General features: G+C 71.9%; 28 protein-coding genes and 1 pseudogene. 15 read left to right on the forward strand and 14 right to left on the reverse strand.

Going from position 1 to position 26970, the window contains the following annotated elements:
* Window positions 1–15 precede the first annotated feature (15 nt).
* Entirely contained in the window at window positions 16–798 is a 783-nt protein-coding gene (locus IPJ95_03495) for a hypothetical protein (GenBank protein ID MBK7922681.1), read from the reverse strand.
* The gene (locus tag IPJ95_03500; GenBank protein MBK7922682.1) at window positions 795–1004 is read right to left on the reverse strand and encodes a hypothetical protein; all 210 of its coding nucleotides are present in this window, start codon (window positions 1002–1004) and stop codon (window positions 795–797) included. The genes IPJ95_03495 and IPJ95_03500 overlap by 4 nt, the downstream gene beginning before the upstream one ends.
* Before the next feature lie 135 nt (window positions 1005–1139).
* On the opposite strand from IPJ95_03500, the gene IPJ95_03505 reads away from it, so the two are divergent.
* Window positions 1140–2435, forward strand: a complete 1296-nt coding sequence (locus IPJ95_03505) for an amidohydrolase family protein (GenBank protein ID MBK7922683.1) — start codon at window positions 1140–1142, stop codon at window positions 2433–2435.
* Between the two features lie 33 nt (window positions 2436–2468).
* Here the strand turns inward: IPJ95_03505 and pruA are convergent, their stop codons facing one another.
* Window positions 2469–4097, reverse strand: a complete 1629-nt coding sequence (gene pruA / locus IPJ95_03510; protein MBK7922684.1) for an L-glutamate gamma-semialdehyde dehydrogenase — start codon at window positions 4095–4097, stop codon at window positions 2469–2471.
* Between the two features lie 166 nt (window positions 4098–4263).
* Between pruA and IPJ95_03515 the strand changes: the two genes are divergently transcribed.
* Window positions 4264–5583, forward strand: coding sequence for a hypothetical protein (locus IPJ95_03515; protein ID MBK7922685.1), 1320 nt, complete (start codon window positions 4264–4266; stop codon window positions 5581–5583).
* Window positions 5584–5590: 7 nt separating this feature from the next.
* Here IPJ95_03515 and IPJ95_03520 read toward each other — a convergent pair whose 3' ends face one another.
* The 8 genes and pseudogenes from IPJ95_03520 to IPJ95_03555 all read right to left on the reverse strand — a co-directional run bounded on the left by IPJ95_03520 (window position 5591) and on the right by IPJ95_03555 (window position 11036).
* The gene (locus IPJ95_03520) at window positions 5591–6712 is read right to left on the reverse strand and encodes an ABC transporter ATP-binding protein (GenBank protein MBK7922686.1); all 1122 of its coding nucleotides are present in this window, start codon (window positions 6710–6712) and stop codon (window positions 5591–5593) included.
* 4 nt (window positions 6713–6716) lie between these two features.
* On the reverse strand, window positions 6717–7313 hold the full coding sequence (locus IPJ95_03525) for an ABC transporter permease subunit (protein ID MBK7922687.1): 597 nt from the start codon (window positions 7311–7313) through the stop codon (window positions 6717–6719).
* Window positions 7306–7512, reverse strand: coding sequence for a TOBE domain-containing protein (locus tag IPJ95_03530; protein MBK7922688.1), 207 nt, complete (start codon window positions 7510–7512; stop codon window positions 7306–7308). Before IPJ95_03530 ends, IPJ95_03525 begins: the two co-directional genes overlap by 8 nt.
* Window positions 7513–7548: 36 nt before the next feature.
* Window positions 7549–7695, reverse strand: a pseudogene (locus IPJ95_03535) (helix-turn-helix domain-containing protein).
* An 82-nt stretch (window positions 7696–7777) separates the two neighbouring features.
* Complete coding sequence (locus IPJ95_03540; protein ID MBK7922689.1) at window positions 7778–8851, reverse strand: ABC transporter ATP-binding protein; 1074 nt, start codon at window positions 8849–8851, stop codon at window positions 7778–7780.
* Entirely contained in the window at window positions 8817–9614 is a 798-nt protein-coding gene (gene modB / locus IPJ95_03545; GenBank protein MBK7922690.1) for a molybdate ABC transporter permease subunit, read from the reverse strand. Before modB ends, IPJ95_03540 begins: the two co-directional genes overlap by 35 nt.
* A gap of 50 nt (window positions 9615–9664) precedes the next feature.
* Window positions 9665–10477, reverse strand: coding sequence for a molybdate ABC transporter substrate-binding protein (modA, locus tag IPJ95_03550; GenBank protein ID MBK7922691.1), 813 nt, complete (start codon window positions 10475–10477; stop codon window positions 9665–9667).
* A gap of 124 nt (window positions 10478–10601) precedes the next feature.
* Window positions 10602–11036, reverse strand: a complete 435-nt coding sequence (locus tag IPJ95_03555) for a response regulator (GenBank protein ID MBK7922692.1) — start codon at window positions 11034–11036, stop codon at window positions 10602–10604.
* Window positions 11037–11576: 540 nt separating this feature from the next.
* On the opposite strand from IPJ95_03555, the gene IPJ95_03560 reads away from it, so the two are divergent.
* Window positions 11577–12770: a saccharopine dehydrogenase NADP-binding domain-containing protein gene (locus IPJ95_03560; GenBank protein ID MBK7922693.1), complete on the forward strand. Its 1194-nt coding sequence runs from the start codon at window positions 11577–11579 to the stop codon at window positions 12768–12770.
* An 86-nt stretch (window positions 12771–12856) separates the two neighbouring features.
* Here IPJ95_03560 and IPJ95_03565 read toward each other — a convergent pair whose 3' ends face one another.
* The gene (locus IPJ95_03565) at window positions 12857–13663 is read right to left on the reverse strand and encodes a phosphatase PAP2 family protein (protein MBK7922694.1); all 807 of its coding nucleotides are present in this window, start codon (window positions 13661–13663) and stop codon (window positions 12857–12859) included.
* Window positions 13664–13716: 53 nt separating this feature from the next.
* Here IPJ95_03565 and IPJ95_03570 point away from each other — a divergent pair, with 53 nt between their 5' ends.
* The 3 genes from IPJ95_03570 to mgtE all read left to right on the forward strand — a co-directional run bounded on the left by IPJ95_03570 (window position 13717) and on the right by mgtE (window position 15932).
* Window positions 13717–14094 carry a hypothetical protein gene (locus tag IPJ95_03570; GenBank protein MBK7922695.1) on the forward strand — a complete coding sequence of 126 codons (378 nt, stop codon included), beginning with the start codon at window positions 13717–13719 and terminating at the stop codon, window positions 14092–14094.
* Between the two features lie 75 nt (window positions 14095–14169).
* Window positions 14170–14496, forward strand: coding sequence for a divalent-cation tolerance protein CutA (locus IPJ95_03575; GenBank protein ID MBK7922696.1), 327 nt, complete (start codon window positions 14170–14172; stop codon window positions 14494–14496).
* 89 nt (window positions 14497–14585) lie between these two features.
* The gene (gene mgtE, locus IPJ95_03580; protein ID MBK7922697.1) at window positions 14586–15932 is read left to right on the forward strand and encodes a magnesium transporter; all 1347 of its coding nucleotides are present in this window, start codon (window positions 14586–14588) and stop codon (window positions 15930–15932) included.
* 51 nt (window positions 15933–15983) lie between these two features.
* Here mgtE and IPJ95_03585 read toward each other — a convergent pair whose 3' ends face one another.
* On the reverse strand, window positions 15984–16541 hold the full coding sequence (locus tag IPJ95_03585; GenBank protein MBK7922698.1) for a hypothetical protein: 558 nt from the start codon (window positions 16539–16541) through the stop codon (window positions 15984–15986).
* 86 nt (window positions 16542–16627) lie between these two features.
* Here IPJ95_03585 and IPJ95_03590 point away from each other — a divergent pair, with 86 nt between their 5' ends.
* Window positions 16628–17347, forward strand: coding sequence for a YIP1 family protein (locus tag IPJ95_03590; GenBank protein MBK7922699.1), 720 nt, complete (start codon window positions 16628–16630; stop codon window positions 17345–17347).
* 27 nt (window positions 17348–17374) lie between these two features.
* On the opposite strand, the gene IPJ95_03595 is transcribed toward IPJ95_03590, so the two are convergent.
* Complete coding sequence (locus tag IPJ95_03595; protein MBK7922700.1) at window positions 17375–17809, reverse strand: hypothetical protein; 435 nt, start codon at window positions 17807–17809, stop codon at window positions 17375–17377.
* 258 nt (window positions 17810–18067) lie between these two features.
* Here IPJ95_03595 and IPJ95_03600 point away from each other — a divergent pair, with 258 nt between their 5' ends.
* The 8 genes from IPJ95_03600 to IPJ95_03635 all read left to right on the forward strand — a co-directional run bounded on the left by IPJ95_03600 (window position 18068) and on the right by IPJ95_03635 (window position 26954).
* Window positions 18068–22150: an AAA family ATPase gene (locus IPJ95_03600; protein ID MBK7922701.1), complete on the forward strand. Its 4083-nt coding sequence runs from the start codon at window positions 18068–18070 to the stop codon at window positions 22148–22150.
* A 46-nt stretch (window positions 22151–22196) separates the two neighbouring features.
* A complete protein-coding gene (locus tag IPJ95_03605) occupies window positions 22197–22466 on the forward strand; it encodes a hypothetical protein (protein ID MBK7922702.1) in 270 nt (89 codons plus the stop codon).
* Between the two features lie 45 nt (window positions 22467–22511).
* On the forward strand, window positions 22512–23849 hold the full coding sequence (locus IPJ95_03610) for a YfcC family protein (protein MBK7922703.1): 1338 nt from the start codon (window positions 22512–22514) through the stop codon (window positions 23847–23849).
* A 214-nt stretch (window positions 23850–24063) separates the two neighbouring features.
* Window positions 24064–24495 (forward strand): GNAT family N-acetyltransferase, encoded by a 432-nt coding sequence (locus IPJ95_03615; protein ID MBK7922704.1) that lies wholly within the window; start codon window positions 24064–24066, stop codon window positions 24493–24495.
* 110 nt (window positions 24496–24605) lie between these two features.
* Entirely contained in the window at window positions 24606–25580 is a 975-nt protein-coding gene (locus IPJ95_03620) for an acyl-ACP desaturase (protein ID MBK7922705.1), read from the forward strand.
* Complete coding sequence (locus IPJ95_03625; GenBank protein MBK7922706.1) at window positions 25561–26034, forward strand: hypothetical protein; 474 nt, start codon at window positions 25561–25563, stop codon at window positions 26032–26034. The genes IPJ95_03620 and IPJ95_03625 overlap by 20 nt, the downstream gene beginning before the upstream one ends.
* Before the next feature lie 3 nt (window positions 26035–26037).
* A complete protein-coding gene (locus IPJ95_03630) occupies window positions 26038–26628 on the forward strand; it encodes a YggT family protein (GenBank protein MBK7922707.1) in 591 nt (196 codons plus the stop codon).
* 29 nt (window positions 26629–26657) lie between these two features.
* A complete protein-coding gene (locus IPJ95_03635) occupies window positions 26658–26954 on the forward strand; it encodes a DUF167 domain-containing protein (protein MBK7922708.1) in 297 nt (98 codons plus the stop codon).
* Window positions 26955–26970: the final 16 nt, after the last annotated feature.

Here is a 26970-nt window from a genome sequence, read left to right on the forward strand (position 1 = left end):
TCCCGCTTCCCGAACCTACCGACAGCTCGCCAGCGCCCCCGCCCGCTCGATCGTGACCAGCTGGGTGATGCGGGTCCGGAACGGCCGCTTCACCGGCCCGCCCACCGGCACTTCCACGTCGATCGTGATCGTCCGCTCCCAGCGCACCACCCCCACCTCGGGGGACCACTCGAAGGTCCCGACTTCGTGCTCGTGGCGCAGCGCCCGCACGGTGCTCGAGTCGGGCAGCAGTCGCTGCTCCTCGCGCTCGAGGGTGCGCGTCAGGCGGTAGCGCGCCACCCGGCGGCCCTCGCGGGTGCCATCGGGCAGCCGCAGGAGGACGGTTCCAAAGGCGTCACGGCTCCCGGCGCCGGGGGCCAGCGCGCCGCTCGGCAGCGGCGGCAGGAGTTCCTGCAGGGCGTCGCCCACGTCGGCCACCTGGGCCACGTCATCGGGCACGAACGGCTGATCGGTGGCGGTGAACCCGCCCTCCGCAGAGAGGAGCCCCCGGTAGCGCCCGCCGATGAGCGCATCGGTCTCGGGCACCAGGCGCTCCCCGGCGCCTTCCCGCGCCAGGAACAGGGTGTCGAACCAGGCCTCGAGGACGATCAGGGAGTCGCGGGCGGTGGCGCGCAGCGCCAGCACGCCGTCCCGATCGGTCACCTCGCGGGTGCGTTCGCCCCGGCTCTCGAGTTCGATGGTGGTGTGGATGGCCTGGCGGTAGCGGGCGCAGTCGAGCTGCAGCGGATGGTAGGCCGGCACCCCCTGTGCGCCGAGAGGCGCTGCCAGGAGGAGCGCGGCCGCGACGAGGGGCCTCACCTGGGCGGCCGGGCCCGCCCGGTGTCGGGGCGGGAACGGGTCCCGCCACTGGTCGGCGCGGAGGAATCCCCGGACACGCTGAGGCTGTCGCCCTGCGCCTGGGCGGCGCGCGGCGCCGGGGCGCGGCCCTGCCGCCGGGTCCGGACCACGTAGATTGCCCCCGCCACCACCGCGGCCAGCAGGAGCCAGAGCAGCCACCGCGGCACGCGCGAGCCCGCTCCCCGCCGCCGGGATGGCTTGCCATCCGGCATCAGAACGGGAATATCTCCAACCGAGCTCTTCCGCACGCGGTCCACGCAGGATCCTTCCTTAGGGGTATCGGGAGTATGCCACGTTCAAACATGATGCGCCACGTCGCCGGTCTGGCCACCGTCCTGGCGCTCGGCCTCCCCGCGGCGGCCGCGGCCCAGGCGGCGCCCCAGCGGGTCCTGGTCCACGCCGGGCGCCTGATTGACGGCCTCGGCGACCAGCCCCGGGATAACCAGGGCATCCTGGTCGAGGGCCGGCGGATCGTCCGGGTGGGGCCCTGGGCCGAGCTCGTGGCGACGGCCGGGGACGCCCCCCAGGTGGACCTGAGCCGGATGACTGTCCTGCCCGGCCTGATCGATAATCACACCCACATCCTGCTCCAGGGCGACATCACCGCCGAGGACTACGACGTCCAGCTTCTCAAGGAATCGATTCCGTACCGCACCATCCGGGCCACGGTCGCGGCCCGGACCGCCCTCGAGAACGGTTTCACCACCCTGCGGGACCTGGAGACCGAGGGGGCGATGTACGCCGACGTCGACGTGAAGACCGCGATCAACCGGGGCATCATCCCCGGGCCCCGGCTGTTTGTGGCCACCCGGGCCTTCAGCGCCACCGGGATGTACCCGCTGTCCGGGTACTCCTGGGAGCTCCGGGTGCCTGACGGGGTGCAGATCGTGGATGGGGTGGACAACATCCGCCGCGCCGTGCGGGAGCAGGTCAAGTACGGCGCCGACTGGATCAAGGTCTACGTGGACCGCCGCTACTTCGTGGCGGAAGACGGCCGGCTGCACAGCTGGCTCAACTTCACCGACGAAGAGCTCAAGGCCTTCGCCGAAGAGGCCCATCGGCTGGGGCGGAAGGTGGCCGGCCACGCCATCGGCTGGGACGGCATCGATGCCGCCCTGCGCGCCGGGTTCAACACCATCGAGCATGGCGACGGGCTCACCCCCGACCTGATCGACCGGATGGTGCGGCAGAAGGTGTACTGGTGCCCGACGATCTTCGTCGGGGCCTACGTGGCGGAGGGGCGGGGCGGCATCTGGCCCGTGATGGTGGAGCTGGAGCGCCAGGCGTTCGGCGAGGCGGTGCGGCGCGGGCTCGCCCCCTACATCAGCTACGGCACCGACGCGGGGGGCTACGCCTGGACCGAGAACCAGGCAAAGGAACTCGACTACATGGTGCGCTACGGCATGACACCGATGCAGGCCATCAAGTCGGCCACCAGCACCGCGGCCCGGCTGCTCGACCAGTCGGCCAACCTCGGCGCGGTGGCCGCGGGACGCTTCGCCGACCTCGTGGCGGTGGCCGGCGACCCGCTGGCCGATATCACGGAACTGCAGCGGGTGCGCTTCGTGATGAAGGACGGGACCATCGTCAAGCAGTGAGCGCCGGCGGGGGCGGCGCCCGGCCGGGCCGCCCTACTCCGCCGCCATGAACGGATAGCGGTAGTCCTTGGGCGGGACGAAGTTCTCCTTGATGCTGCGGGGCGAGACCCAGCGCACCAGGTTGAGGATCGAGCCCGCCTTGTCGTTGGTGCCGCTGGCCCGCGCGCCGCCGAAGGGCTGCTGCCCCACCACCGCGCCGGTGGGCTTGTCGTTCACGTAGAAGTTCCCCGCCGCGTGCCGGAGGGCGGCATCCGCCTCGGCCACCGCCCGCCGGTCCTGGGCGAACACGGCGCCCGTCAGCGCGTACGGGCTGGTCTGGTCCACCAGCGTGAGCGTCTCGGCCCACCGGGCGTCGGGGTAGACGTACAGGGTGAGCACCGGACCGAACAGCTCCTCGCACATGGTCCGGTAGGCCGGATCGTCCACCTGGAGCAGCGTGGGCTCCACGAAGTAGCCGGTCTCCTTGCTCGCGTTCCCGCCCGCGAGCACCGTCACGCCCGGGTCCTTCCGGGCCTGCGCCAGGTAGCCGGTGAGCCGGTCCCAGGCCCGCTGATCGATGACGGCGCCCAGAAAGTTGCGGAAGTCCCGCACGTCGCCCATGCGGAGCTCGGCCATCATGGCCAGCACCCGCTCCCTGACCCGCGGCCACAGGCTGGCCGGCACGTACGCGCGCGAGGCGGCGCTGCACTTCTGGCCCTGGTATTCGAATGCGCCGCGCACCAGCGCCACCGCCAGCGCGTCCACGTCGGCGCTCGGGTGCGCCAGCACGAAGTCCTTGCCGCCGGTCTCGCCGACGATGCGCGGGTACCCGGCGTAGCTGCCCAGGTTCTGCCCCACCGTGCGCCACAGGCTCTGGAACACCGCGGTCGATCCGGTGAAGTGGATCCCCGCGAGCCCCCGGTCGGCGAGCAGCGCGTGGCTCACCGCCACCGGGTCGCCGGGGAGGAAGTTGATCACCCCCGGCGGCAGCCCCGCCTCCTCCAGCAGCTTCATCACGTAGTAGTTGCTGAGCAGCGCCGTCTGCGCCGGCTTCCAGATGGCCACGTTGCCCATGATGGCGGGCGCCGTGGGCAGGTTGCCGCCGATGGCGGTGAAGTTGAAGGGCGTGATGGCGTAGACGAAGCCCTCGAGCGGCCGGTGCTCCATGCGGTTCCAGGTGAGCGCCGACGAGGCCGGCTGCTCCCGCAGCAGCTGCTCCGCGAAGTACACGTTGAAGCGCCAGAAGTCGATCAGCTCGCAGGCGCTGTCGATCTCGGCCTGGAACGCCGTCTTGCTCTGGCCCAGCATGGTCGCGGCGTTGAGCCGGGCCCGCCACGGGCCCGCCAGCAGGTCGGCCGCCTTGAGGAAGACGGCCGCGCGGTCCGCGAACCGCATCGCCGACCAGCGGCGCCACCCCTCGCGCGCGGCGGCGAGGGCCGCCGCGATGGTGGCGGCGTCGGCGTGGTGGGCCCGGGCCAGGATGCGGCGATGATCGTGCGGGCTCACCACGGGGTGCAGGTCGCCGGTGCGCACCTCCTTCCCGCCGACGATCACCGGGATCTCGATCGTCTCGCCGGCCTGCCGCTCCAGCTCGGCCTTGAGCGTGGCGCGCTCGGGGCTGCCCGGCGCGTAGCCGAGGATCGGGTCGTTCGCGGGACGCGGGATGTTCGGGACGCCGTTCATCGATTCCACCGGAGCGAGGAGGCGGGAGTGTAGCGCCCCCGGCGCGAGCCGAGCAAGTCTGGCCCCCTGCCGCGTCTCCGGACGCCCATGCCCTTCCCCGAGCCGCCGGGAGCCGGTAACCTCGTCCCCACGGCAGCCTCACGTTCGGCCGGTCCCGGAGCCTCCGATGGCGTCGCGCCACAGCATGCCCCTTGTCCCCATTGCCCTCGTCGCGCTGCTCGCCGGCTGCGGCACCCGTCAGGGCGTGGCCACCCGCCCCGTCACGCCGGCCCCGGCGGCCGCGCCCTCCGGCGGCGCCCAGCTCTCGCTCGATGGCGGCACGCTCACCGTGGGGCAGCTGCAGACCCGGCTCATGGCCTACGCCGACCGCGCCCTGGGCGAGGTGGCCCGCGCCACCGCCGCGGCCCGGCAGCGCGACTCCTCCCCCGAGACCCGCCTCCTCACCCAGCTGGTGCAGACCGAGGTGGGGACCAGCGCGGTGACCCTCGCGGTGGCACCCGACCCGGAGGCCGCCCTGCTCGACCTCATGGTCTCCGCCGCCGCACAGCGCCAGGCGCTCCAGCCCCCGCCGGGCGCCAAGGGGCTCGCCCCCGCCGCCCGGGAGCCGCTGCAGCTGGCCCTCAGTCGCCTGGAGCGCGACATCTGGGCCCTCGGCGGGCGCGTCTACGGCCCGGCGGAGCTGCAGGCGCTGCGCGACCGCGTCGACCAGTGGACGGCCGCGCGTGAGGGAACGTCCTTCCCCGGCGTGGTCCGCGTCGCCGACCTCCCGGGCGCCGCGGCCGGCGCCCGGGCCAAGGGGCTGTTCGCGCCGATCGAGGATGCCACCCGCCAGATCGAGGAGACCCGCCTCCTCGGCGAACGCTTCCTCTTCCTGGCCCAGCGGCTCCCGGTGCTCTCCCGCTGGCAGGCGGAGGCGCTGAGCTGGGAGGCAATGAACACGCCCGAGGCCCGGCAGACCCTCGGCAGCGTGAGCCTCCTCTCCGGGAGCATGGCCCGCCTCACCGCGCAGGCCGAGAGCCTCCCGGCCCTCATCGGCAGCGAGCGCACCGCGCTGCTCGCCGCCTTCGACGCCCGGGAAGCCACCCTGCGCGGGCTGCTCCACGAGGCGGGGGCCGTCACCCGGGACGGACGCGCGCTCGCGGAGTCGGGGGAGCGCCTGATGACCCTCTCGCAGCAGACCGCGGCCACCCTGGGCGAGACCATCCGCGCCGCCGACCGGCTGGTCGCGAGCCTCCGGGATCCGGCGGCGCCAGGCGGTGCCGCCTCGTTCGACGTGGAGAAGTACACCGTGGCGCTCCGCGAGCTGCGCGCCGCCACCGAGGCGCTCAACAGCGCCGTCGGCGCCGGCCAGGGACTCACCACGGCCGGGCGCGGCATGGTGGACCACGCGGCCTGGCGGGCCGCACAGCTCCTCGTGCTCGTGTTCGGGCTGTTGCTGGTCTACCGGTGGGTGGCGCCGAGACTGGCGGGCGGCGCCCGGCCCTGACGGGGGTTCAGGCGGTGGGAAGCAGCTCGATGGCGCTCGGCTGGACCGAGACGGTCCACTGCCGGTCGTAGTGCAGGCAGAGCTTCTCGTGCACCAGCTTGGGCACCGCGATCTCGAGGTCGTACCCGCGGGCGGGCGGGGTGCCCTCCCCCTCGACCACGAACTGCAGCGAGTAGGCGGCGCCCATGTTCACCTCGCCGACGAGCGTGCCGCGGACCAGGTTCACCTGGCGGGCGTCGGCGGCGCCGTAGCGGTCCTTCCGCATGAGCCGTACATGCTCCGGCCGGATGAAGAAGGCCACCCGGTCCCCGGGCGACGGCTGGGCGCTCCCCGCCGCGCCATGCGCCGCCACGAGCAGGTGACCGCGCCACACCAGCTGCACACCATCCGGCCCTGCATTCAGCACCACCCCCTCGAGCACGTTGCGCACCCCGAGCGCGGCGGCCACGTCGGCGCTTGCCGGGCGGGAGAGCACCAGGTCCTTGGGGCCCACCTGCACCACGCGGCCGCGGTCGTAGACCACGATCCGGTCGGCCAGCTGGCAGGCCTCCGCCAGGTCATGGGTGACCACCACCGCCATCTTGCCGAAGCCGCGCAGCATGCCCGCCAGCTCGTCGCGCAGGCTGCGGCGCAGCGGGCTGTCCAGCGCGCCGAGCGGCTCATCGAGCAGCAGCAGGTCGGGGTCGGGCGCCAGCGCGCGGCCGAGCGCGGTGCGCTGCTGCTGGCCTCCCGACAGGGCGGCGGGACGGAGCCCGCGCACCTCGGTGAGCCGGAGCCGCTCCAGCAGCTCCTCGGTGCGCTGCTTCCGCGCGGCCCGCGCCAGCCGCTCCAGCCCGAAGGCGAGGTTCTCCGCCACCGTGAGGTGCGGGAAGAGCGCATACCCCTGGAACACTGCGCCGAGCCGGCGGTCCCGGGTGGGGCGGTGCACCCCGTGCACCGAGTCGTAGAGGGTCTGTCCCCGCAGCTCGATCCGGCCCCCATCCGGCCGGACCAGCCCCGCGAGGCACTCCAGCGTGAGGGTCTTGCCGGCGCCCGAGGGGCCGAACAGCGCCACCACGCCCTCCTCGGCCGTCCACTGGACGTCGAGGGTGAAGTCGGGGAAGTGCTTGAGCAGTTCGACGGAGAGCATGGTGTCAGCTCACCGCGCGGGTGAGGCGGGCGGTCGAGAGGAGGAGCAGCACCGCGCAGGTGAGGGCCACCAGCCCCACCGTGCCGGCCTGCGACGGCGTGGGAGCCACCCGCGCCACCAGCAGGGTGAGCGCGACTTCGCCGACCGCCCTGGCAAATGCCAGCCCCACCCCGGCGGCCACCCCGCGCCACGCCAGCGGGAGCGTCACCGCCCAGAACAGGCTCCATTCCGAGCGGCCCAGGGTCCGGGCCGCCTGCTCCAGCCGCCGGTCCACCCGCGCGAACTCCGCCTGCGCCGAGCGCACGAACATCGCCAGCGCGCCGGTGGTGGCGATGAGGACCCCCATCCGCCAGTCAAAGGCGGGCACCAGCCCGACCAGCGCCAGGCCACGCGCCACCGCCGGCTGCTGGCCCAGCAGCACCACGCAGTAGCCGAGCAGGGTGGCGGGGAGCACCAGCGGCAGCAGCAGCAGCGCCTGCAGCGGCGACTTGCCGCGGAAGGCGTGCCGCCCCAGCAGCCAGGCCAGCGGCAGCCCGATCAGGCAGGCGAGCCCGGTGGCCAGCCCGGCCACGGACAGCGCGAACGCGGAAGGCTCAGTCACGGCCGATCATGACCTCGGTGGACTTGATCACCGCCAGCACCTCGTCGCCGACCGTGAGCCGCAGCCGCTCCGCCGAGGAGCGGGTGATGATCGACACCAGCTCCTGGCCCCCGATCTCGAGCCGGACCTCGCACATGAGTCCCTCGATCGTGAGTCCGCGGATGCGGCCCCGCAGTTGGTTGCGGGCGCTCAGCTCCACGCTGCCGGCGGCCGCCGGCGCGCGCGGCGGCCCGCCGAGCAGTGCTTCCACCCGGTCGCGCGGGAAGAGCCACTTCCGGCCCACGCGCGTGGCGGGCAGCTTCCCCGCGCGCGCCAGGGCCTGCACCCGCTTCACGTTGAGGTGAAGCAGGCGGGCAGTCTCGGCGACGGTGAGCAGGTGCAGACGACCTTCCGGATGGGATTCGACGGAAGGGTAAGGTGGCGCGTCCGGGAGGCGGGCGGAAGGGGCGGGCGCAGCCGGTGGTTCAGGCGTATGCGGCCACGCTCGTGGCCTTGAACGAGGCGTAGGCCGGCTGGCCTACCGAGAGGCCGAGCCGCGCCGCCGCCTCGGCGGTCACCTCGGCCACGAACGACGGCGCCGGACCCAGGACCACGCGGACCCGCTCGCCGTGCGGCGGCTCCGGGAGGATCTCCTCCACCACGCCGGGGAAGACGTTGCGGGCGCTCGCGCCCGGCGGCTCCCGCGAGAGCGTCACCTGGTCGGGGCTCACCACCAGGAACAACTCCTCGCCCGCCTCGGCGGCCAGCACCGTGACTAGGCCGCGCGGCGTCTCGAGCGCCACCTCTTCGCCCGGACCCCGGTGCCGCACCCGCCCGGGCAGGAGGTTGAGCCCGAGCAGCGTGGCCACGTAGCGGGTGCGCGGCCGGCGGAGCAGCGCCGGCGCATCGCCACTCTGCGCCACCCGGCCGCGGTCGAGCACGGTGATCCGGTCGCCGAAGAGCATGGCCTCGAGCGGGGAGTGGGTCACGAACACGGTGACGCAGGGCAGCGCACGCAGGGTGCGCCGCAGCTCGGTCCGCACCGCGTGGCGGGTCTCCAGGTCCAGGGCCGAGAGCGGCTCGTCGAGCAGCAGCAGCGCGGGCTCGAGGATCAGGGCCCGCGCCAGCGCCACGCGCTGCTGCTGGCCGCCCGAGAGCTCGGCGGGCCGGCGGCCGGCGAAGTCCCCAAGCCCCAGCCGCTCGAGGGCCGCCCCCGCGCGCCGCCGCGCCTCCCGGCGCCCCACCCCCGAAGCCACCAGCCCGAAGCCGACGTTGTCGAGCACCGGGAGGTGGGGGAACAGCGCGTAGTCCTGCGAGAGGTAGCCCACCGGGCGGGCCTCGGGCGGCAGCCAGGAACCGTCGGCCATGTCGCACCAGGTCTCCGCGCCCACGCGGATCTGCCCGGCCTGCGGACGGAGCAGCCCCGCCAGCAGCCGCAGCACCGTGGTCTTGCCCGAGCCGCTCTCGCCGACCAGGACCAGCGTGCTGCCGGGTGCCGCCTCGAGTTCGCACTCGAGGCGGAACTCACCGAGCGCGTGGCGGAGCGAAGCGCGGAGCACGGGGCGGCGCGAAGAGGCCCAGTCCCGCCTGCCGCATCGCGGCGAGCAGGACGGCGGCCATGATGATGAGGAGCAGCGAGAGCGTGGCGGCGGCGGCCAGGTCCTCGTGCAGCAGCAGGTAGACGTCGAGCGGGACGGTGCGGGTGGTGCCGGCGAGGTTGCCGGCAAAGGTAATGGTGGCGCCAAACTCGCCGAGCGCCCGGGCCCAGGCCATGCCCACGCCGGCCACCAGGCTCGGCAGCGCCAGCGGCAGCCGCACCCGCCAGAAGGTGTGCATCTCGCCGGCCCGGAGCGTGGCCGCGGCGTCCAGGAACCGCGGATCCACGGCCGCGAAGCCGGCGCGGGCCGCCCCCACGAAGAACGGCACCGCCATGAAGACCTGGGCAACCACTACGCCCGCCGTGGTGAACGGGAGGGTGATACCGAAGGCCGAGAGCGTGCCACCGAGCAGCCCCGCGCGGCCGAAGGCCATCAGCAGGGCGAACCCGGCCACCGTCGGGGGGATGACCATGGGCAGGTCCATCAGCACCTCGAGCGCCCGTTTGCCGGGGAACTCGCGGGTGGCGAGCAGGTGCGCCATGGGAAGCCCGAGCAGCACGGACACCGCCGTGGCGGCCACGCTCGTGAGCAGGCTCAGCCGCAGCGCCTCCCGCACCCCGGACGAGCCGAGCTGCGCCATCAGGGTTGCGGGCGGTACCCGGAACAGCAGCGCCACCACCGGCAGCGCCACCAGCAGGGCGAGCAGCGCGGCCAGCCCGAACATGGCGACCTGCCCCGCCAGTTCCCGCCACGCCGGGCGTGGTTGGTTGGGCATCAGGGCGCCACGCGTCCGGGAGTCAGGAACCCGCGCGCCGCGAGCAGGCGCCGGCCTTCGGCCGAGAGCACCAGGGCGATGAACGACTCGGCCAGTGCGGCCTGGCCTCCGGCCACGGCCGCCACGGGGTATTCGGCGATCGGATTGTACGGATCGGGAATCTGGAGAAGGGTCAACGCCTCGCGGCTGCGGGCGGTCACGTCGGTGACGTACGCGATCCCGGCATCGGCCTCACGCAGCTGCACCTTGGCCACCACCGCCCGGACATTCTCCTCCTCGGACACCAGGTTGCCCAGCACCAGGCGGTCATAGCCCGCCGGAAAACCCGGCGCGCCGTTCAGGCGGCGCAGCGCCTCCCGGCTGTACGCCCCCACCGGCACCTGCGCCCCCGCGAGCACCAGCTTGAGGCCAGGCCGGGTCAGGTCCTGCAGCTTCTCCACGTAGCCGGGATTGGATCGTGGGAGGACGACCACAAGCCGGTTGCGCGCAAAGGTCGCCGGCTCGGTGGACAGCAGCCGGTGCTCCTTCGCGTAGCTCATCCAGCGCTGGTCCGCGGTGGCCAGCACGTCGGCCCGGGCCCCCTGCGCCAGCTGCGTGGCGAGCGCCTGGCTCCCGGCGAAGTTGAACCGCACCGTCACCCCGGGGTGGTCCCGCTCAAACGCGTTCCCGAGATCGGTGAACGCCTCGGTGAGCGAGGCGGCGGCGAAGACCGTGAGCGTCTGCTGCGCCGCCAGGGGCGCCGACAGCAGGGCGCCCAACAGGAAGAGACCGCTGGCCAGCCACCGGTGGGCTCGGTTGGGGGAACGGTTCACTCGCACCTCATATGGGATCATAAAATGGACAATGTAGGATATATAGGGACATATAGAGTCTATCAAGGGGCAAAAAACCGGGGCAGGCATCCGCCCGCCCCGCTGCACTCATCGGGAGACCCTGCTACTCAACCAGCGACTTCACCACCTCCACGAAATGGTCCGTGTCGATCGGCTTGTGCAGGACCCCTCGGGCACCCAGGGCCATCGCTTCTTCGGGGATCGCGGGGGAGCCATCGGCCGTCACCACCACGACGGGGATCCCGTGCGTCGCGGGATTATCCCTGAGTTTCCGCAGCAGCTGCGGCCCGCCGCCGGCGGGCATGTGCCAGTCCACCAGGATGAACTTCGGGTGCTGCCGCTGCGCCACCAGGAAACCCTGGATAGCGTCGTACGCAGCGACGGCGGTGAGGCCCCGGGTGGCGAGCATCGCGCCGATGAGGCGCGTCATGTCGGCGTCGTCGTCCACGACCAGCACGGTGTTGCCCGGCGGCGCCTGGGTCCCGGTGCCGGCAAGCTGGTACTTGAGCCGGATCGACGGCCGCCGTTCTTCACTCATGCGAGGCATGCTCCGGATCGAAAGGTGCTTCCCAAATTATCGCCATCCTCAGGTATGCGCTGGAGGTCGCGCCACGCCGCGATCGCCTTGGCGAGACGACAGTGCCCGATAATCGGCCATGCAACAACGGGGTATCTTCGGGTCGCTCCTCCGGGGCAACCGCATGGGCCCCATGACGATGCCACCCGAGAACCGGCCGCAAGCCCGAACGTCCATCTGATGAGGCCCCCCGGGGGGGGCTGGACAGATCCGGGACCGCGGGCAAGACTGGCGGTGCGGCCATCGTCTCAGACGGGCCGCGTTTGCATCCTCCGACCAACCGGAGGGTTCGATCTCGCGACTGACAGCACCCTTGGGTCGCGACCCCTATCTGCGGGGGGGGCGAGGTGTACTTGGGGAGCCGGTAGGGCCGCGCAGGCGGCCCTAGCTGAGGGGGGGAGAGCCCCACCGGCTCGAATGGTCACCAGACCGAGTCCCGCTTCACAACTGAAAGAGGAGTTTGTGAAAGTCCTGGTGTTGGGCTGTGGCGCGGTGGGGACCGTGTCCGCCCTGAGGTTCGCGCAGGAACCTACCTGCGACCAGCTCGTCATTGCGGATGCCGTCCCGGGCCGGGCCCAGCAGCTGGCCGACCGGATCGGACGCCCGCACGTGATGGCGCTGACGCTGAACGCGGGCGACCAGGTCGCCGTGGCCCGCGCCCTCCGTGAGACCCAGAGTACGATTCTGCTCAACGCGGCGCTGCCCGCCACCAACCTCGTCGTGATGCGTGCCTGCCTGGAGGCCGGCGCGGACTACATCGACATGGCGTCCGGCGGAGCCGAAAACGACGGCACGCCCAAGCTGCCCGACCAGTTCGCGCTGGACGCCGAGTTCCGGGCGGCCGGCCGCCTGGCCCTGCTGGGGATGGGCGCCGATCCCGGCACCAGCAACATCTACGCGGCCTACGCCGCGAAGCACCTGCTCGACGAGGTCACCGAGCTCCGCATCCGCGACGGCGACAACTCCGTCTGCGAGGGACACAGCGGGTTCCTGCCGGTCTTCTCGCCCTGGGTGTTCATCGACGAGTGCACCTGCGGCGCCGTCTCCTGGCGCGACGGGCAGTATCACCTCGAGGAGGCGCTGTCCGGCTTCGAGCCGTTCGACTTCCCCGAGCTGGGTGTCCTCAATACGTACTACGTGGACCATGAGGAAGCCCGGACCATGCCCATGTTCTTCCCGGGCCTCAAGGTCGCCGACTTCAAGCTCTGCCTCGACGATACCACCTGGCACACCCTCAAGGTCCTCAAGGACCTCCGGCTCAACGGCAAGGAGAAGGTCCGGGTGGGTGACGTCGAGGTCTCGCCGCGCGACCTGGTGGTCTCGCTGCTCCCCGAGCCCAAGAATCTCGCCGGACGGATGCGGGGCAAGACCTGCGTCGGCACCCTGGCGCGCGGCCTGCGCGATGGCCAGGAGCGGGCCTACTACATCTACAACATCACGAGCCACGAGCAGGCCTACCGCGAGCTTGGCGTGCAGGCCACCGCCTACCAGACCGGCGTGCCGCCGGTCATCGCGGCCCGGCTCATCGCCGGCGGCGAATGGCGGGGCGCCGGGGTCTTCTCGCCGGAACAGTTCGACCCCGATCCGTTCATGCGCCTGCTTGACGTGAGCGGGATGCCGTGGCACATCCGCGACGAGCAGACCGGCGTGATCGACCCGGAGTACATCTGGATCGAGGAGCCGCTGGCGGCATAACCGCAGGGCCCTACGGCACGGAAAGCGGGAAGCGGGTGAGGCCTGAGGGCCTCACCCGCTTCCCGCTTTCCATGACCTTCCATCCTTCAGAATGCCGCCCTGATTCCCACCCCGCCCGGCTCGAGCAGGAAGCCCGGCGCCGAGATCCCGAACACGCGCCACCGCCCGTTCATCAGCTTGGCGCTGGCGATCCCCACCAGCGCCCCGGCCGCCACGTCGCTGGCCCAGTGCCGGTTGTCGTTGACCCGCGACCAGGCGGTGAGGCCGGCCGCGCCGTAGAGCGCCACCGAGACCGGCACGCTCCCGATCTCGTCTCCCAGGCCCGCCGCGAGCGCGAAGGCCATCGTGGTATGACCCGAGGGCCACGCATCACGACCCGAAAAGGGCTTGAACAGAAAGGCATCGGTGGAGGCCGATGGCCGCTTCCGGCCCACCACGGGCTTGAGCAGGTTCGTCACCAGGGCGGCGGTGAACAGCCCGGCGGTCATCCGGCCACCGGCGCGGGCCACCCGGCCATCGCCCAGCAGAGCGCCGGCGGCCAGCGTCCCGAGCGCGGGGACGGCGTAGACCGGGAACTCCCCCAGCCGGCGCGCGGCCCGGGCCAGGTCGTCCCCGCCGGAGGTGCGGTGGGACTGGGTCTCGTCCTGGAGGGTCTCATCGCCGAGCGTGAGCACCGCCACCGCGCCCAGGGCGGCCAGGCCATGGTACCAGCGGATGGGTCGGGGCACTCCCGTCGACGGGCGCGGCGGGGGCAGCGCCTCGGGCGGCGAGGAGAGGCTTGGGGACCAGGAGGCGAGCGCCTCCGCACGAGCCTGGCCGGGCAGGGCATGGGGGAGCACGAGGGTGGCCAGCGTGAGGAGGAGGGCGCCGCGGGCGCCGAGGTTGCGCGGCATGGCCGCAATCTAGTACTTTCGGGCGTCTCGATCCCCCCTTTCCATATATGTCCATGCGCGCACCTCATCGGATCCTCGTCGCCCTCGCCGCCGTCAGCCTGCTCGGCGCCTGCCGCGACTACAACGTCACCCGCCACGTGGCGAGCCAGGACGGCCTCGTGCCGGCCGACCAGTTCGCGCGCTACGGCCGGGAGCAGGCCATCGCGGTCGCCATCGGGCGGGAGTTCGCGCGGCCCTACAACTCCGGCCCCGAGGCCCAGGTGGACGTGGTGATCAACTACGCCCGCAATAACTTCGGCAAGGACATCACCGACATCTCCGGCGACCCGCAGAGCCACCGCATCGTGGTCACCTTCGCGAGCGGCTGGCGCACCGCCATCGTCCCGATCGATGACGGCAAGACCGGCAGCGACACCAAGATCCCGTCCTGACCGCGGCAGCGTCGTTCGCGGTGCCGAACTGAGGGGCGGGCCGGGTGCCCGCCCCTCGCCGTATCCGGGGGATGCGTGACCGACCTTCTCGTCGTCTCCACCACCACGCCGGACGAGCCCCTCGCCGCACGCATCGCCGCCGCCGCGGTCGACGCCCGGCTGGCCGCCTGCGCCCAGGTGCACGGCCCCCTGCGGAGCACCTTCCGCTGGGACGGCGCGGTGGAGCAGGCCACCGAGTGGTGCTGTCAGCTCAAGACCACCCGGGCGGCCTACCCCGCGCTCGCGGCCCTGATCCGGGCGCTGCACCCCTATGAGCTCCCCGAGATCATCGCCATCCCCATCGTCGAGGGGCACCCGCCCTACCTCGCCTGGATCGCGGACACGACGTCCGGTCCCACCTGACCACCGCGGGCCGCCGCGCGGCGGCCCGCCTCGGAGGCCCCGTGCCGACGACCCGACCCACCCCGCCCCCGGGCGAGTTCCTCTATCTCCTGGCCGGCGACGCCGATGACTTCGTGGCGGCGTGCGCCGAGCTGCTGCCGGCGGACATCGCCGAGTCGCTGAACGACCTTCCCCCCGACGGCGCCGCCCGGGTGCTCACCGCACTGCCCTTCCATGTGGCGGTGCAGGTACTCGATGAGCCGATGCTCGAGCGCCGCGAGGAGCTGGTGGAGCACCTCCCCGACGCGGCCGCCGCGCCACTGGTCCAGGGACTCTCCGCCGACCAGCAGGTCCGGCTCTTCCGGCAGATCAAGGAAGGCGACCGCGCCCGGCTGCTGCACGTGCTCGATGCGCCGACCCGCGAGCAGCTGGCCCGGCTGATGAGCTACCCGCCCCAGAGCGCCGGTGGCCTGATGACCACGGAGTTCCTGGGCATCCCGTCCACCTGGACCGCGCTCGACGTGCGCCAGCACATCGCGAGCGTGGGGCGCGCCAAGGAGACGGTGTACGCGGTCTATGTGCTGGAGCAGGGCACCCAGCGCCTGGTGCGGGTCACCAGCCTGCGCGAGGTGATCATGGCCGACTCCGGCACCTCGGTCATGGACATCGGCGAGGGCCGGAAGCCCGTCACCGTCACCCCCCTCACCGACCGCGAGGAGGTGGCGCGCCTGATCGCGCGCTACAACCTGCTCGCCATCCCCGTCCTCGACCACCAGGGCCACATCCTCGGCATCGTCACGGTGGACGACGTCATCGACGCGCTCATCAGCGAGCAGACCGAGGACGTGCAGAAGTTCGGCGGCATGGCCGCCGTGGAGGAGCCCTACCTCGACACCGGGTTCTGGGAGTTGATCCGGAAGCGGGCCGGCTGGCTCTGCGTCCTGTTCCTGGGCGAGATGCTCACCGCCACCGCCATGGGCTTCTTCGAGCACGAGATCAGCCGCGCCGTGGTGCTGGCGCTGTTCATCCCGCTCATCATCAGCTCCGGCGGCAACTCCGGCAGCCAGGCCACCAGCCTCGTGATCCGCGCCATGGCCGTGCGAGAAGTCACCCTCGCCGACTGGTGGCGCGTGGCCCTTCGGGAGCTCCCCACCGGACTCACCCTCGGCCTGATACTCGGGGCCATCGGCCTCGCCCGGATCGAACTGGTCCACGGGCTCGGCTGGTACGACTACGGTCCCCACCACCTGCTCATCGGGATCACGGTGGCGGCCGCGCTCGTCGGCGTGGTGGCGTTCGGTTCGTTCGCCGGCTCGATGCTACCCTTCATCCTGCGGAGAGTAGGATTCGACCCGGCGAGCGCCTCGGCGCCCTTCGTGGCCACCCTGGTGGACGTGACCGGGCTGGTGATCTACTTCTCTGTGGCGTACCTGGTGCTGCGGGGGACGCTGCTATAAGGGAGTGGAAGCGGGAAGCGGGCCAAGTTACCGCCTTACCGCCCTACCGCCCTACCGCCCTGCTGCCTCCAGGACCACCACCGGCGCCGGATGCAGGATGCTGTCGCCGCCCACCCGCAGCGCGGCGTCGAGGCTGTCCACGTCCCACACCACCAGCGCCAGCCGGTCGTCGGAGTCGCGGAAGCTCATCATGTCCCGCGGAGCCAGGAAGCGCTGCTTGGTGGCACGGTTCTGGGTGTCGGCGAGGTACGGATGGGTGTGGAAGGTGCCGAGGTAGCCGGGGACCCCGGAGCAATCGCCCGTCACGGCGAGCATCAGCCGCTTCATGTTGCGCGCGGGGACGAATCCGCGTACGAGGGCGCTGTCGCCGCGGAGCTCCCCCTGCAGGCAGCCGAGGTATTCGCGCTGGGTGGGCCGGACGGTGCCCAGGCTCCGCTCCATCCAGTTGAGGTCGGCGAGCTGGTCCCAGTTGGCGTTGCTGCTGGCCCAGATGGCGCTCATGGAGTCGAGCACCTCCCGTTCCACGACCACCACCGCCGGGGGTTCCGCGCGACGGGCGGCGAGGGGCATGCCGCTGAGCATGGCGACGAAGAGCAGGAGCGGGCGCATGCCGGAGGATAGCGCCGCCCGCGCCGTTTGACACCTTTCCGCCCCGCCCTACGTTTCACCGCCTGACCCCCCTCCGGAGACCCGCGATGACCGAACGCCCCGTCGGCGCACCGTCCCTGTTCGAGGACCTGCTGGATGTACTCTACCAGCCCGCCGCGGTCTTCGAGCGCCGGCGGGACACGGCCGCCTTCGGGCTGGCGCTGCTGGTGGTCACGCTCCTGATCGTGGGGCTCAGCTTCGCGTTCAAGGGCGTGATGGAGCCGATCTTCGACGTGGAGTTCAAGCGCGGCATGGTGCAGGCCATGAAGCAGAACCCCCAGCTCACCCCGGAGATGATGGAGCAGGGCAAGGGCTTCGCCAAGAAGTTCATGGTGGTGGGTATCGGGCTGTACGCGCTGCTCACCCCCCTGCTGCTCGGGCTGGTGGCCTGGTTCGTCGGCAAGCTGTTCGGGGCCAAGGCCGATCCCGCCCAGGCCATGATGGTCGCGACCTATGCCATGGTCCCACGGGTGCTGGAGTCGGTGATCGGCGCGGTGCAGATCCTGGTGCTGCCCGAGTCGAGCATCACGTCGCGCTACAGCATCTCCTTCGGCGTCGCCCGTTTCCTCGACGTGGATGCCTTGAGCCCGATGGTGCTGGCGCTGGTGGGACGGCTGGACCTCTTCACCCTCTGGGTGACCGCGATCTTTGCCATCGGCGTGGCGGTGCTGGGGCGCATCCCGCTGGCGCGCGCGCTGGTCGTCGGCATCCTGGTCTGGTGCGTCGGGGCCCTCCCGGCCATCTGGGGTGCCCTGCGGGCGAGCTGAACCGCTGCGTGATCTCCCCGGACCGGCTCAGTCGAGCCCGGGGAGCGTTCCCTCCTGGCGCAGCTCGCCGGCGCTGCCGGACCAGGTGCTCCAGGTGAGTGGGCAGGGATCGCCGAAGGGTGGATCGGGATGACCCGATCCGTTGAGCAGTTCGTGCAGCATCTCGTGCCGCACCACCATCTCGTGCTCCAGCCAGTCCTCCGCGACATAGATGCTGTGGTTGTCCTCCCACCGGCCGGCACAGGAGCCGGTGGGGCACTCGAAGGCGTGCCCCGGCACCTTGAACCACTGGACGCGGGCGATGTTGCCGGTGCGGCCGGAGCACTGCTCCGTCCGGCTCCACCAGGAGAGGTAGAGCGGCGGTGGCTCGAAACGCTCCGCATCGTCCGGGGCAAAGCGCGAGCACCCGCCCAGCAGGGCACCGAACGTCAGGCACGTGCCAGCCACCAGCATACGCCGCATGGATCCGGGACCCGCGCAGCAGGGCGCGGTGGCCCCGGGCCAGGGGGAGGCTGGGGTTGACCAGACTATCGGCGAGGTGTGTGAAGAGAATGAGAGGCGGGGGATCCCCGGCCACGGCGTACGCCGCCTTGCTGACCCATCGGGCGGCCCCTACCTTCTCGGTGCGACCCAGGGAAGGCACTGACCGTGATGGTGACCGGGGATGCTGCTGCGTCAGGCAGCGGCCAGTCTAGCACCGCCCCGTCACCTGAGCGTCAGATGAGCCGGACCCGGCAGGATGTGCCCCCCGACCCTTCCCCGCTGGACCTTCGGGTCCTCGGCACCGCCGCGGCCCTGTCGCGCCGGGGGGTCGAGGCCGACATCCTGCTCGGCCCCGGCAAGCCGCTCTCCCTCGTGGCCTACCTGGCCTGCTCCCCGCGCCGCACCGCCTCCCGCGAACACCTGATCGACCTGCTCTGGTCCGACCTCGAGCCTGACCGCGCCCGCCACGCGCTGCGGCAGACGGTCTGGTACCTGCGACAGCTCCTCGGCACTGAGGGACTCGTCACCCGCGGGGACAGCCTCGAGCTCACCGCCCCGCTGGAACTCGACCGAGACCGGTTCCTGGCCGCGGTGGAGGGCGGGGAGCTGGCCCAGGCGGCGGCGCTCTACCGCGGCGACTTCCTGGCCGAATTCGCCGCGCCGGGCGGGGTGGAATTCGAGCACTGGGCCGACGTGGAGCGGCAGCGCCTGCGCTCCACCTTCCTGCGCGTCGCCGAGACGCTGGTGCGGCAGTGGCTCAATGAAGGAAACCTCCGGGACGCCAATCATCTGGCCCGCCGCGCGCGGGACGCCGATCCCGCCAGCGAAAGCAGCTGGCGGCTCCTCTTCGAGACGCTGATCCAGGGCGGCGACCGCCTGGCCCTGACGCTCGAGGTCGACCAGTTCGAGGAGCGCCTGGCCAGCCTTGGCCGCTCCCCCGACCCCGCCACGCGGACACTGTTTGCGCGGGCCCAGCTGGCGCTGCGGTCAGCGGAGCCAGGGGCGGAGGCGCCCGGGCTCGCCGCCGAGCTGGTGGGCCGGGAGCGGGAATTCGGGACGATCGTTGGCGCCTGGCAGTCGCCTGGGTCCGCGGCGCGCCACCTGCACGTCGTGGCGCCGGCGGGGCTCGGGAAGACCCGGCTGCTGGCTGATGTCGCGGTCCGCCTGCGCACCCTGGGCGCCCGGGTGGTGGCGCTGCGCGCCCATCCCGGCCAGCGCGAGATCGGCTACAGCTTCATCGCGGCCCTCGCGGAGCAGCTCGCCGCCCAGCCCGGTGCGGCGGCCGTTTCCCCGGGCACGGCCGGGATCCTGGTGGCGCTCTGCCCCGCCCTCTCCAGCCGCTTCAGCCAGCCCGCGGATGCCTCAACCGGGGATGAGGCGCTCAGGCGGCGCGCCGCCGGCCTCGCGGAGCTGCTGCGGGTGCTGGCCGAGGAACAGCGGATGGCGCTGCTGCTGGACGACCTGCACTGGCTCGACCCCAGCTCCCGGCAGGTGCTCACCAGCCTGCTGGCGCAACTCAGTGCGCCGGGCCTGCTGATCGTGTCGGCGGCGCGCCCGGTGGCCGGCGCCGACCTCGGCGCGGAGCGCACCGAGTCCCTGAGCCTGCCACCGCTCACGGCAGATCAGGTCGGCATCCTCGTCTCGAGCATTGGGCGGCTGCCCGAGGAGCCGTGGGCCCCGACCCTGCCACCCGCCCTGGCGCGCTCCACCGGCGGTTCGCCGCTCCTGCTGCTCGAGACGCTGCAGCTGGCGATGGAGCGGCGCTGGCTGCTCCTGGCCGACGGCACCTGGCACTGTGAGGCGCCCGAGGCGCTGGCCCGCGGCCTCGAGAGCGGGAGCGCCCTGAGGCACCGCATTGAACAGCTCGACCGGGAGAGCCGCCGCGTGCTGCTCCTGCTGGCCCTGGCGGGGACCCCGCTGCCCAGCGAGCTGATCCTCCGGGCAGCAGGGCTGCCGGAGGATTCGCTGGCCGCCGTGCTCGGCGTCCTGGAACAGCGCGGCTTCCTGCAGCGCGATGGCCACCAGTGGCGGCCCGCCCATGACGAGATCGCCGCCGATGCCATCGCCACCGCCCCGGGCGAGGCGGCTGGCCCGCTGCACGAGGCGCTGGGGCAGGCCCTCGCCGCCGACCCCGCCGCGCCACGCCAGCAGCTGGTGCTGGCGGGCCAGCACCTGCACCTCGCCGGGAGGCACGCCGCCCGCAGCGGCGTCTTCGTCCGCTACCTGGTCATGGCACGCGCGCTCGGGGACGGCCGCCGCGTCGGGGAGATCGCCTACGAGTTCCTGGGCGAGGGCACCCCGGCCGACGAGGTCGTCCTCCAGGTCCGGCAGATCCCGCCCTGGACCCGGATCCGCTACAGCTCGGCCCGCCGGCTGGCTGGCGCGGCGGTCATCCTCCTGGCGGCGATCGCCGGGATCACCGGGCTGGTCTCGTGGAGCCGCCGGCCCGACGCCGTGCTCGTGCTCTGGGAGAGCAACGCTCGAGCCGATGACCGGGAGTATGACCTGCCGATCCGCCGCGCCCACTGGGACCCGGACCGGCCCATCGACGCCACGGGCCTGAAGGCGCACCCGATGCCCGTGCAGGCGGATGGCATCGACGGGTACTTCCCCGCGCCGATCCCCGGAGCCTACTACTTCACGCGAAACGCCGGACCGGACTGGCTGCAGGACATCTTCTACGTGAACGAGCGCGGCGACACGTCGGTCATCTACCGCAGCCCCACAGACGACGTGGGCCCCTCCCCCACGCCCGACGGCCGGTCCCTGGTGTTCACCACCGGGGCCTTCAGTCCCCGGAACGATACCGGCTATGTCTCGCGCGAATACTCCTACGACATCGCCTGGATCGACCTCCAGACGCGCGCCGTCACCCAGCTGACCCAGGGTCCGGCGGCGGAATCTGGTGCCGCCGTCTCTCCCGACGGGACCCGCGTCGCCTTCCAGCGTGAACGCGATGGCTCCTTCGAACTCTGCTGGATGCCGCTGCGCCCGGGCGCTTTACCGCGGTGCCATGAGCTGCCTCCACGGTCGGCGCCATCCATCCTCGGCTGGCGCGACGACCGGACCCTTCTGATCACCGCCTCGCAGGGAGCGGCAAGGTCGGTATTCGAGTACGACCTCGACACCGGCCAGATGACCCGCCGTCTCTGGAACATCTCCACCGGGACGCTCAGCCCCGACCGGAAGTGGCTCGCCTTCACCGCCGCCTGGGACGGGGTGACGCGGGAGGAACTCTACGTGGCGCCAGTGGAGGCCCTGGGGGAGTGGCGACGGGTGTTGTCCAGCACGCAGTTCATGTCGGACCTCCAGGCCTGGTGGCGCCGGCTGCGGCCCGCGCGGTCCCATGTGACGGCCCTCAAGATCAGGAATCTCGGGCCCACCCTCCGGCTCGGGGCTTCCTACGACCTGGTGGTGACGGCGCGGAGCCCGGCCGACCCGGCGGGGACGCCGGTGACATCGGTGGAGTGGTTCACCTCCGACTCCGCCGTGGCCGTGGCCACCCCCGTCGGCCGTCTCCGACCGCTCGCGCCCGGTGCCACCTGGGTGATCGCACGGCTGGGCCCCCTGAGCGACTCCGTGTGGGTGCGGGTGGCCCCGGGCGTTCACGAAACCGTCTATCGCGAGGATTGGAGCCGGGGCATCGCCCCCGGATGGATCAGCTTCGGATCGCCCAGCCCGGTACTCCGGACAGGCCCCGATGGCCGCCCGGCGTTCCTGGGGAACGGAGACGGCTCCTTCCCCAGCGGCGCCTACAGCCGGAGGGGGTGGAACGCCATCAACGGCCTTGGCATCGAGGTCCTGGCCTCCACTAGGATCACCGCTGACAAGTGGCAGCGCATCGGACTGGAGCTCATTCTCGGTCTCGACTCCGCCGCCCTCGGTAGCTGGAATCACCGCGATGGCGACATGCCGTTCCGCCGCAACCGGCTCCATCGATTCTCGTGCGCGGCGGGATACCCGGGCCGTGAGGGGGCGGGGATGGACAGCAGCCTCAGCGTGTCCGGTGGCGGGTCCGCAACCATCGTGGCCGTCCCGCCGGTGCTGGGAACTGGTCGAGAGTTCAGGTTGAGAGTGCAGGTCTTCCCCGACGGGGGCTGCGGAGTCGCGGTCAATGCCGTGCCGCTGTGGCGCTCTCGCCTGACTGCCTACAACGAGGGCCCGATGGCCGCGAGGATTACCGGCGCGGCGGATGGCGGGGCGGCGATGCTGCTCGGGCCACTCGAGATCTGGCAGGGGGTGCGGGACGACGTCGAGTGGTCCCGGCTGGACGACGCGGACTACGACCCCCGGCTGGCGCTGGCACGCGCGCTCAAGTAGGGTTGAGCATCGCGCGTGCCCGTCCGACCCCTATCCCCTGCCGATCATGAAACGCTCCTCCATCATCACCATCGTGTTCATCGTGGCCTTCGGGGCCCTGCTGCTGTTCAACACCCTCTCGGCCCAGAAGCACGAGTGCACCGTGTGCGTGGAATTCAACGGCAAGCGCAACTGCGCCACCGCCTCCAACGAGACCGAGGCCGAGGCCGAGCGGGCGGCCCAGACCACTGCCTGCGGTATCCTCGCGAGCGGTATGGACCAGTCCATCGCCTGCGATCGCACGCCCCCGATCTCCCGGCAGTGCAAGACCCGCTGACGGCGTAGCGAGGGCGCCGCTGGCGCCCCCGCCTTGCCCCACCCGATGCGCTCGCTCCATCCGCTGGTCCTCCTGCTGGGCTGCCTGTTCGTGGCGGCAGCGCTCACCCACCTGCTCCCCGCCGGCGCCTTCGAGCGCCGCGATGATCCTGACACCGGCCGGCGCCTGGTGGTGGCGGGCACCTACCAGCGCAGCGATCCCGCCCCCGTCGGGCCCTTCCAGGCCCTGGTCGCCATCCCGCGCGGACTGGCGGAGGCGAGTGGCGTGATCTTCTTCGTCTTCCTGGTCGGGGGCGGGTTCGCCGTGGTGGAGCAGACGGGCGCCTCGACCCGCGCCGTGCAGCACGTGGTGGCGCGACTGGGGCGCAGCGAGACGCTGGTGATCCCGCTGGCCTGCGTGGCCTTCGGGCTCGGCGGGGTGCTGATCCAGATGTCGGAGGAGTTGCTGGCCTTTGTGCCCGTCCTCCTCCTGCTCACCGCCCGCCTCGGCTACCCGCCAATCGTGGCCTGCGCGATCAGCATCGGCGCCTCCGCCGTGGGCGCCGCATTCAGCCCCGTGAACCCGTTCCAGGTGGTCATCGCCCAGAAGGTGGCGGGATTACCCGCCGGCTCAGGGCTCGGATTCCGGCTCGGCGTGCTGCTGCTGGCCCTGCTGCTGTGGACCTGGGGGACCATGCGCCATGCGCGCCGCGAACGGGTGGCACCAGCATGCGACGGTGCTGGAGCGGGCGCCGCGGAGCCACTGCAGCCCCGGGACCTCGCCATCCTCGGGGTGGTGCTGGCGGCCTTCGTGCTCTTCATCGTCGGGGCCCGGCGCTGGGCCTGGGACTTCCCGGAGTTCAGTGCGCTCTTCTTCGTGATGGGTGTGGCGGCGGGGCTGCTCGGCCGCCGCGGCGTGGCCGGGACGGCGGACGGGTTCGTGGACGGATTCCGGTCCATGGCCTACGCCGCGATGCTCATCGGGTTCGCCCGGGCCATCTTCGTGGTGCTGGATGACGGCCGCGTGATCGACACCATCGTCCAGGGCCTCTTCGACCCCATCGCCCGGCTGCCGCTCGCGCTTTCCGCCATCGGCATGATGGGGGTCCAGGCGCTCCTGCATGTCCCCGTCCCAAGCACTTCCGGCCAGGCGGTACTGACCATGCCGGTCCTCGTGCCGCTTTCCGACCTGCTCGGCCTTTCACGCCAGGTGACGGTGCTGGCGTACCAGTATGGCGCCGGCCTGACCGAGCTCCTGAGCCCCACCAACGGGGCCCTGATGGCCCTCCTGGCCGCGGCGGGGGTGCGGTACAGCGACTGGCTCCGGTTCGGGCTCCGGCTGACCCTGCTGCTCTTCGGGCTGGGGGCGGCGGCGCTGCTGGCCGCCATCGCGCTCGGGGTCTGACCTCCCGGACGGCTGCCGTCGTGGCACACTGTCCGGGATTCCGGACAGTCCTGTCTCCATGGGGCTGCGAGGCTATTTCCTAAATCGAATGACTGCAATATCTTAGCTGGGTCGAAATACCCGACAACGACGCTCCCGAGTGGCACCAAGGTTGCTCTGAACCCCGGATGGTGGCTGGAACCTTTCGGTCCCGCTTCCGATAAGAGAGGGTAGCATGAGCGAACTCATCATTCGGGAAATGGAAAACGGCGAGGAATTCGCCGACTGGTTTGCCGACCTCACCGAACAGGAAGAGGCGACGACCGGCGATCCGGTGCACCTCGACGAGCACTACCTCATCCTCAGCAATGCGATCGGGGACTGGATCGGTGGCCTGCGCTACAACCTCCGGGGCGGCGTGGCGCACCTGACGGAGATCGCGGTCCGCTACGAGGAACGGCACCAAGGGCATGGGCACCGGCTGCTCGAGGCCTTCGAGCAGCACGCGGGGCTGCAGGGGGCGCACCTGGTGGAGTTCTGGACCGACGACGCCGCGCGCGAGCCGGAGCTGCTGGCCAATGGCTGGCTGCGGGTGCTGCGACGCACCGGTTACCAGGGCGGGCGTACCTGGTACCTGATGGAAAAGCGGCTCGCACCGGCGCTCTAGCGCCCTCCTGACGCGACGCATATTCTTTCGGACGACGCTGATATCTTTCCGTGGCGGCCTGCGGTCTGCGCAGGCCGCCACTTTCCTCTCTCCCAGACCCCAGCGGGCACATGGCCCTGACCGACGGCGCACGCGCGTTCCTCACCAAGATCGAGGTCCTCCGGGATCTGGAGTCCAAGGTCCGGGAACTCATGGAGACGCACGAGCAGAAGCGTCCGCTCTGGTTCCCGAGCGAGCTGCTCGGGCCCCCGCCAGGCGCGGACCCGGACCGGCACGTGGCCGACCTGCGATCCCGGGCAGCAGGCATCCCCGACTCGGCGCGGGCGGCGCTTGCACTCAACATGCTCACCGAGGAGGGGCTGCCCCACTTCCACCGGCTGCTGGCCGTGTACCTCGGCGACGACAGCCACTGGCGGGACTGGAACAACCTGTGGACCGCCGAGGAAGACCGGCACGGGGTCATCCTCCACGACTATATCCGCGACACCCGCCTGGTGGACCAGCGGCGGCTCGAGGAGATGCAGTTCAGCTACCTGAAGAGCGGGTTTCAGCCGGACTGGGACAAGGACCCCTACCGGGTCTTCGCGTATACCACGCTGCAGGAGCGGGCCACCCAGCAGTCGCACAGCGAGACCGGGCGGCTGATCGGGGAGTACGAGCCGCTGCTGGCCGAGGTGCTCACCAACGTCGCCACCGAGGAGGCCCGGCACTTCAGCTTCTACCGGACCATCTTCGAGGAGATCCTGCAGCGGGACCCGGACCAGGCGCTGATCTCCGCCGCGCACATCATGCCGAGCATCGAGATGCCGGGGCACACCATGCCTGGCTTCCGGGACCTGGCCGACGTGATCCGGCGCGCCGGCATCTACGGCCCGCGGGACTACCTGCGGATCGTGCAGGAGCAGATCCGCTACTGGCGGCTCGAGACCCTCACCGGCCTCAACGACCTGGGGCGCAAGGCGCAGGAGAAGATCCTCGGCATCCCGGCCCGTCTCACCCGGATCGCGGAGCACATCGAGTCCAAGAGCCGCGCCAAGACGTTCAGCTTCGAGGTGGTGTTCAACCGTGAATTCGCCATGGAATAGGGCGGGGGCCTTCGCGGGCCTCCTCGCGCTGGGAGCGCTGGCCGGGTGCGGCGGTGCGGAAGCGCCCGCCCGGGCGGCGTCCGGGCCACCCATCGACCCGGCCCAGGCGGAGGCCGAGCTGCTGGGGCGCGACCTGGCCGACATCGTGGATCGCGTCATGGCCTACCGCAGTGCGCACCAGAACCGGCTGCCCTCGTCGTTGCGACAGGCAGGGATCGACAGCCTGGCGCCCCAGTTTGTCCGCCGGCTGGGCCGCCAGGGCGGCGAGCCGCGGGTGACGGTGGTGTTCCGGCGCACCGAAGGACGGATGCTGACGAGCTGCACCGGGACCAGCGCCGTGCTCGAGGACGCCAGCCTGCGGGGCGGCGCCTTCGAGGTCAGCTGCACCCTTGCCGCCGGTGGAACGCAGCCCTTCACGGTGCCGCCGCTCCCGCCCCCGCCCAAGCCCGAGTAGGTCATGAGCCTCGTCGCCGGCCTGGTCCTCGCGGCCCGGGCCCTGGTCTTCACCTCCTTCCTGGTGGCGGCGCTCGTGGCCGGCACGCACTGGGCCGTGAAGCATGGCCACCTGTCTCCCTTCGGCGCCCTGCCGCGGTTCACGCGGCGCCTGGGGCAGCCCTTCCTCCGCCCCTTCGAGCGCCGCCTCTACCGGGGTGGCGGAAATCCGGTCAACGCGCCGTATGCGTTCTTCTGGGTAGCCCTGCTGGGTGGACTGGCCCTGCTGGCGCTGGTGGAGTGGTTGATCGGCACCATCCTCTCGCTCGCGGTCTCCGCGTCGGCCGGGCCTGGCGGGCTGGTGCGCTTCGCGGTGGACGGGCTCTTCTCGGTGCTGATGCTCTCCATCTTCGTGCGGGTGGTGGCGTCGTGGTTCGCGGTCTCGCCCTACGCCAAGCCGATGCGAGTGGTGCACCTCCTGACCGACTGGCTGATCGAACCGCTCCGCAAGGTCATCCCGCCGTTCGGCATGATCGACCTGACCCCGATCGTCGCCTACTTCATGCTCTGGCTGGCGCGCGGCCTGGTCATGAGCTGGCTCTGGCGGGTGGGGTAGCGGGGCCGCCGCCCCGCCCGGCCCACCGCATGCCCCCGATCGATCCCACCCCCGCCGGCATCCGCCTGACCTGTCACGTGCAGCCGCGGGCCTCGCGCACGGAGTGTGCAGGCCGGCACGGCGATGCCCTCAAGATCCGGCTCGCGGCGCCCCCGGTGGACGGCGCGGCCAACGAGGCGCTGCTCCGCTTCCTGGCCGACCGGCTCGGCGTCAGCCGGGGGGCGGTGACCTTGCGCGCGGGGGCGAGCAGCCGGCGCAAGGTGGTCGAGGTGCAGGGGGTGGGACCGGAAACCGCCGCGGCGCGGCTCGAGGTTGGCGATGGGTGACCGTCCGGGTAGATTC

This window comes from Gemmatimonadota bacterium (assembly GCA_016713785.1).
Classification (GTDB): Bacteria; Gemmatimonadota; Gemmatimonadetes; order Gemmatimonadales; family GWC2-71-9; genus JADJOM01.

What these genes read in the sequence shown, in the direction of transcription:
- IPJ95_03585 (MBK7922698.1), bottom strand. Translation starts at nt 16,541, where the DNA reads ATGCGCCCGCTCCTGCTCTTCGTCGCCATGCTCAGCGGCATGCCCCTC.
- IPJ95_03610 (MBK7922703.1), top strand. Translation starts at nt 22,512, where the DNA reads ATGCGCTCGCTCCATCCGCTGGTCCTCCTGCTGGGCTGCCTGTTCGTG.
- IPJ95_03600 (MBK7922701.1), top strand. Translation starts at nt 18,068, where the DNA reads ATGAGCCGGACCCGGCAGGATGTGCCCCCCGACCCTTCCCCGCTGGAC.
- IPJ95_03515 (MBK7922685.1), top strand. Translation starts at nt 4,264, where the DNA reads ATGGCGTCGCGCCACAGCATGCCCCTTGTCCCCATTGCCCTCGTCGCG.
- IPJ95_03520 (MBK7922686.1), bottom strand. Translation starts at nt 6,712, where the DNA reads ATGCTCTCCGTCGAACTGCTCAAGCACTTCCCCGACTTCACCCTCGAC.
- IPJ95_03635 (MBK7922708.1), top strand. Translation starts at nt 26,658, where the DNA reads ATGCCCCCGATCGATCCCACCCCCGCCGGCATCCGCCTGACCTGTCAC.
- IPJ95_03630 (MBK7922707.1), top strand. Translation starts at nt 26,038, where the DNA reads ATGAGCCTCGTCGCCGGCCTGGTCCTCGCGGCCCGGGCCCTGGTCTTC.
- modB (MBK7922690.1), bottom strand. Translation starts at nt 9,614, where the DNA reads ATGTTCGGGCTGGCCGCGCTGCTCGCCCTGCTGGTGGCGCTGCCGGTG.
- IPJ95_03590 (MBK7922699.1), top strand. Translation starts at nt 16,628, where the DNA reads ATGACCGAACGCCCCGTCGGCGCACCGTCCCTGTTCGAGGACCTGCTG.
- IPJ95_03505 (MBK7922683.1), top strand. Translation starts at nt 1,140, where the DNA reads ATGATGCGCCACGTCGCCGGTCTGGCCACCGTCCTGGCGCTCGGCCTC.
- pruA (MBK7922684.1), bottom strand. Translation starts at nt 4,097, where the DNA reads ATGAACGGCGTCCCGAACATCCCGCGTCCCGCGAACGACCCGATCCTC.
- IPJ95_03555 (MBK7922692.1), bottom strand. Translation starts at nt 11,036, where the DNA reads ATGAGTGAAGAACGGCGGCCGTCGATCCGGCTCAAGTACCAGCTTGCC.
- IPJ95_03595 (MBK7922700.1), bottom strand. Translation starts at nt 17,809, where the DNA reads ATGCGGCGTATGCTGGTGGCTGGCACGTGCCTGACGTTCGGTGCCCTG.
- IPJ95_03605 (MBK7922702.1), top strand. Translation starts at nt 22,197, where the DNA reads ATGAAACGCTCCTCCATCATCACCATCGTGTTCATCGTGGCCTTCGGG.
- IPJ95_03615 (MBK7922704.1), top strand. Translation starts at nt 24,064, where the DNA reads ATGAGCGAACTCATCATTCGGGAAATGGAAAACGGCGAGGAATTCGCC.
- IPJ95_03620 (MBK7922705.1), top strand. Translation starts at nt 24,606, where the DNA reads ATGGCCCTGACCGACGGCGCACGCGCGTTCCTCACCAAGATCGAGGTC.
- IPJ95_03570 (MBK7922695.1), top strand. Translation starts at nt 13,717, where the DNA reads ATGCGCGCACCTCATCGGATCCTCGTCGCCCTCGCCGCCGTCAGCCTG.
- IPJ95_03565 (MBK7922694.1), bottom strand. Translation starts at nt 13,663, where the DNA reads ATGCCGCGCAACCTCGGCGCCCGCGGCGCCCTCCTCCTCACGCTGGCC.